The 5153-nt window shown below is 37.5% G+C and carries 3 protein-coding genes and 1 pseudogene; 3 read left to right on the forward strand and 1 reads right to left on the reverse strand.

Going from position 1 to position 5153, the window contains the following annotated elements:
* From G4V62_RS18660 to G4V62_RS20730, 3 genes and pseudogenes are all read left to right on the forward strand, one after another.
* Positions 1-241 (forward strand): annotated as a pseudogene (locus G4V62_RS18660) (IS4 family transposase); the annotation flags it as partial.
* Between the two features lie 44 nt (positions 242-285).
* Positions 286-1695: an ABC transporter ATP-binding protein gene (locus G4V62_RS18665; RefSeq protein WP_165205106.1), complete on the forward strand. Its 1410-nt coding sequence runs from the start codon at positions 286-288 to the stop codon at positions 1693-1695.
* 249 nt (positions 1696-1944) lie between these two features.
* On the forward strand, positions 1945-3468 hold the full coding sequence (locus G4V62_RS20730) for an ABC transporter ATP-binding protein (protein ID WP_165205108.1): 1524 nt from the start codon (positions 1945-1947) through the stop codon (positions 3466-3468).
* A gap of 649 nt (positions 3469-4117) precedes the next feature.
* Here G4V62_RS20730 and gap read toward each other — a convergent pair.
* Entirely contained in the window at positions 4118-5113 is a 996-nt protein-coding gene (gene gap, locus G4V62_RS18675) for a type I glyceraldehyde-3-phosphate dehydrogenase (protein ID WP_165205110.1), read from the reverse strand.
* Between the last annotated feature and the right edge of the window lie 40 nt (positions 5114-5153).

The raw sequence follows: 5153 nt of genomic DNA on the forward strand, positions 1-5153 counted from the left end.
GCTGTTCTTTAAATGGCTGAAGCAACATGTAGAAATCAAACATTTTTATGGGATGAGTGAAACAGCGATACAAAATCAAATTTACCTCGCGCTCATTACATACTGTCTACATGTCCTCATCCAGTTGGAGACAAAAAGCAAGAAAACACTGCTTCGAATTAGCCGTTGGCTAAAAGCGGCCATCTGGAAACCAGCATACATTTGGCTCCGTCGTATTGAACAAAAAACAGCACTTAGCTAATGACCTGTCGTTGTCCCTTTTTTCTAACTGTATAATTTTACCAAATGGACAGTGCCACCTTTATTCGAGGCTTTGCCTTTTTGGCACTTTTCAGGAAGAAAGTGTTTACAGAATATTCAATAAGGCTTTATGCAACGCTAGTGATTGTTCCTATTTCATTTATTATTTCTCAATTTTCATGGAGCTTATGGATTAATCCTTTTATATTCTCAATGCTAACCATTTGGATGCTTTTTCGGTATTCAAGTCAGTTAAGTACCATTAACACTCATATTCGTCAGCAATTTGGCAAAGTCAATGCGGATTTAAATGAAGCGATTGACGGTATCGAAACAGTGAAGGCGAACACTTTAGAGTCACATGAAGAAAAAAGATTTTCTGATAACGTTCAGGAATATAAGCGCCTTTCTAAAAAAAGAGTATTCCTTGAAGCCGCCTACCTACCTATACTTGTCTACTATGTATTTCTCGGATTTGCGTTATTTCAATGCTTATTTTTATTTCAGTCTGGTTCGTTAACAATTGGAGAGACGATTGCTTATTTGGGTTTATTAACTAGTATGCAAGTCCCGATAGCAAACTCTGAAATCACTTTTAGCTTTATAAGCAGCGGCGTTGTTTCTGCACGAAAGATCTTAAACACTTTATGGAACACGCATTCTCTTGCAATAAAAGAAAGTGGGTTGAGAAAAGAATTCGTTGGTAGAATTGAATTTCGTAATGTTAGCTTTGGCTATTCAAAAGAAAATCTAGTCTTGAAAAATATCAATTTTGTTGTGTATCCGAATGAAACGGTTGCTCTCGTTGGAACCACTGGTAGTGGCAAAAGTACACTAGTTAAATTAATTAACAGAATGTATGACCCATTAGAAGGCGAAATCCTCATCGATGAAGTCAATGCTAAAGAGTATGATATTGACTGTTTCCGTTCACAAATTGGAGTCATTGAGCAAGATATTTTTCTCTTCTCTTGGTCAGTACGGGAAAATGTTTTATTTGGAAAAAAAGCCAATAATTCCGCTGAAATAGATTTTATGAGAGCCTTGCATCAATCACAAGCACATCAATTTGTGCAAAAGCTTTCCGATCATGACAGCACGAAAATTGGCGAAAACGGTGTACAGCTTTCTGGAGGACAAAGACAGCGCTTAGCTATGGCAAGAGCGTTTATGTCATCCCCGAAGATTTTGATCATGGATGATGCAACGAGTGCGGTAGACAGTGAAACGGAACACCGTATCCAAAAAGGCATGACAAGCATGATGAAAGGCAGAACGACACTTCTAATTACGCATCGGTTGTCACAAATTCGCCAAGCTGATCGAATTATCGTGTTGGACAAAGGCGAAATTAAAGCAGAGGGAACACACGAACAATTAATGAAAAATTGCGAAGAATACAATATGCTCTTTTCTGAAAAGGAGCCTAAACCGTTGATAAATAAACATTTATAGAGGGAGGTGATTTATTATCAAGTGTACTCGTGCTCATTCTGAAAAAAAGCTATTTATTCGAATGTGGGGGTTAGTTAGATCTCAGTCTTCGAAAATTTTTGCATCCGGGGCGCTCGTTCTGTTTCATTCGATTCTTGGTACTGCCATACCAATTGTCATTAGTCAGTCTATCGATTTATTCGATACAAACATAGCCAGCACTATGATTTATGTACCTTTAATTTTTATCGTTTTACTGGGGGCTGTTACGTGGATTATCGGTTATTATCAAAAAAGTTAGGGAAGACCGCTGCTTTAGAAGTGGTTGTCAGTATCCAAGAAAGATGTTTTGCTTCAGTAATGAGAAAGCCAATATCATTTTTTCACCAGCACCAATCGGGGAAATTGGTAAGCCGTGTTACTGGTGACACCGAGGCCTTTGGTAACCTTATTCAATTGATCATGAGTTTTATCGGTGACATTTTACTCGTTTTTATGCTCTTGCTTGTCCTGTTTTTGATTCATCCCGCAATGGCTTTTATGGTCGTTATTTTTATTCCGTTAATCATGGGCAGTGCTCTCTTATTTCGTGCTATTGCAAGAAGAGCTAGTGCTCGATTATTCCATATGCAAGCAGAAGTGAATGCGCATCTTAAAGAATCAATCGCTGGCATTGCAATAACCAATCACTTTTGTAAAGAAGGCTACATGTCCCAACAATTTTCGCTAATGAATAAGAGCATGTATCGTGTCAATTTTGCACAAGGGAAAATTTATTCTTCCATATTACCTGTAATGGGAATCTTAACATCTTTAGGGGTAAGTGCAGTTGTGTACTTTGGAAGCTTTCAAGTGTTAGAAGCTCACTTAAGTTTTGGGGAAATGTACTTATTTGTTCAAGTGATTCAGATGATCTCTATGCCAGTATCATCATTATCAAGTTTTTATAGTCAGCTTCAGGAAGGAATTGCAGCTACTGAAAGAATTCTATTGCTGCTTGATGCGAAAGAAGAGGATATTCAAAACTCCTCTGCGCAACAATTGCCCTCTACTTCAGGCGACATTTGGCTCAACAATATCGATTTAAGCTATGTTTCAGGAAAACCTGCACTCAAAGGGATATCTCTTCATATTAAAAAAGGGGAAAATATTGCTCTTGTCGGACAAACTGGGTCAGGAAAGTCATCGATCGCACGATTAATTATGAGGTTTTTTGAACACCAAGCTGGGGATATCAAAGTAGGTCAACAAGAAATCCGAAAAATGGACCTTGTCAACTGGAGAAGGAAGATAGGTTATCTTCCCCAAACTCCTTTTTTACGCGCAGGAAGTGTCAAAGAGAATATTAAATACGGAAATCCAAAGGCTACAGATGAAGACATTAATCGAGCCGTTCAAGCGATTGGTAACGGAAGCTGGCTGTCAGCTTTACCCGATGGTCTTGAAACGAATGTAGGAGAACGGGGATCAAAGCTATCCATTGGTCAGCGGCAACTCGTTTCGTTAATTAGAATTCTTGTGAAAGATCCAGAAATATTTATCTTAGATGAAGCTACGGCGAGCATGGACCCTTTTACAGAAAAACAAATTCAGCAGGCCCTTCATTTACTTATGAAAAAACGCACTAGCATTGTGATCGCACATCGGCTATCCACAATCAAACAAGCCGATCGCATCGTCGTTCTTTCGGAAGGAGAAATTGTTGAGGAGGGGGATCATGCAACATTAATGAAAGAGAATACTTATTATAAAAGGCTATATGATAAATACTTCACTCATCAGTATACAGGTTAACGTAAAAAGCATCATAATTATGCGAGTACATCAATGTGTTATGTAAGTGAGGATTGTAAAATCACTATTTGTATTTAGCAAAAGAGCCTTAAATATTGGGAGAGAGGAAATACATGAATAAATACAAGAAGGAAGACCTTATTTGTTGAATAGACTTATTAAAGACAGGAGGCCTTCCCTCTGGATCAATTCACGTGAAATTGTCCAAGCTTTAGTAAAGAATAACAAGATGTTACTGAAACGTTTTTACCAAGTCAACACACTGCAAACTAACAGCTTTTAAAGAGTAATAGAAATACAATGTAACGGCTTTTATTCAGGCGATTTTTGCTGTTTTCTATCGTCCATTTGACCAAGTCTATATTCAACGAATTTGATTGAATCCTTTAACAAACAAATTAAGAAATACAGTAAGCGCAAAGAACCATTGCCTAACAAAGTATCATTGGGGACATTATATCGTCGCCCCATATGTTCAGGGTAGCAGTGTTTCCCCACAAACACTAGGTTCGTTTGGAATTCGTATATTAAAACAATCATAGAAAAAAAAGTCCGCAAAAATATGATTGGTGATCCCTGGAAATTAAGCTATTTATATTCATTGTAGAAAAATACTTATCAACCTAAATTTCAGGAGAAACTTAATTGTTTAAAGCTCTTTTCCTATATACTCAACTAAGTCCTTTAATCTATTGGAATAGCCCCATTCATTATCATACCATGCAACAACTTTAACTAAATGACCTTCAATGACCATAGTTGATAATGCATCAATCGTTGACGAAACCGGATTTCCATTATAATCGGATGATACAAGTGGTTCCTCGGAATAAGCCAGTATATTGTTTAATTCCCCATCAGCAGCTTCTTTTAGTGCTGAGTTCACCTCATTTACTGTTACTTCTTTTTCAAATTCGACCACTAAATCGACCAGGGAAACGTTTGGGGTTGGTACCCGAATAGCTAACCCATTTAATTTTCCTTTTAATTCTGGCAGGACGACTGAAACGGCCTTTGCTGCACCTGTTGTGGTCGGGATAATATTTTGCGCTGCAGCTCGTGCTCTCCTATAATCTTTATGTGGAAGGTCAAGTATTTGCTGTTCATTTGTATAGGAATGAACAGTTGTGATTAATCCTTTAGTTATCCCAAATGTATCATGCAGTACCTTAGCAAAAGGAGCTAAACAATTTGTAGTACAGGATGCGTTTGATATGATATGGTGTTCTGAGTCAATATAACGGCTTTCATTGACGCCCATCACGATGGTAATGTCTTCGTTTTTAGCAGGCGCAGATATAACGACTTTTTTTGCTCCAGATTTTAGATGTTTAGCAGCTTCATTCCCATCTGTAAACCTTCCCGTACTTTCAATGACTATATCAACTTGAAGTTCGTCCCAAGGTAGTTCAACAGGATCTTTTTCTGATAGAATGTGAATCTCTTTTCCGTCAACGATTAATGAATTTTCCGAAAAATATATTTCCTTGTCAAATATTCCGTGAACAGAATCATATTTTAATAAGTGAGCTAGCATCTGGGGTTCAGATAAATCGTTTATTGCAACAATGTTTAGATGTGGGTTGTTGTATTTGGCAACTAAAAAATGCGATATTCGGAAATTAAAAATGCTGCGCTTGCCAATGGATGCTCATTTTGATTCATTCATCATCAATGAGTCTTTG

Origin of the sequence: Litoribacterium kuwaitense (assembly GCF_011058155.1) — a bacterium.
GTDB lineage: Bacteria > Bacillota > Bacilli > Bacillales > DSM-28697 > Litoribacterium > Litoribacterium kuwaitense.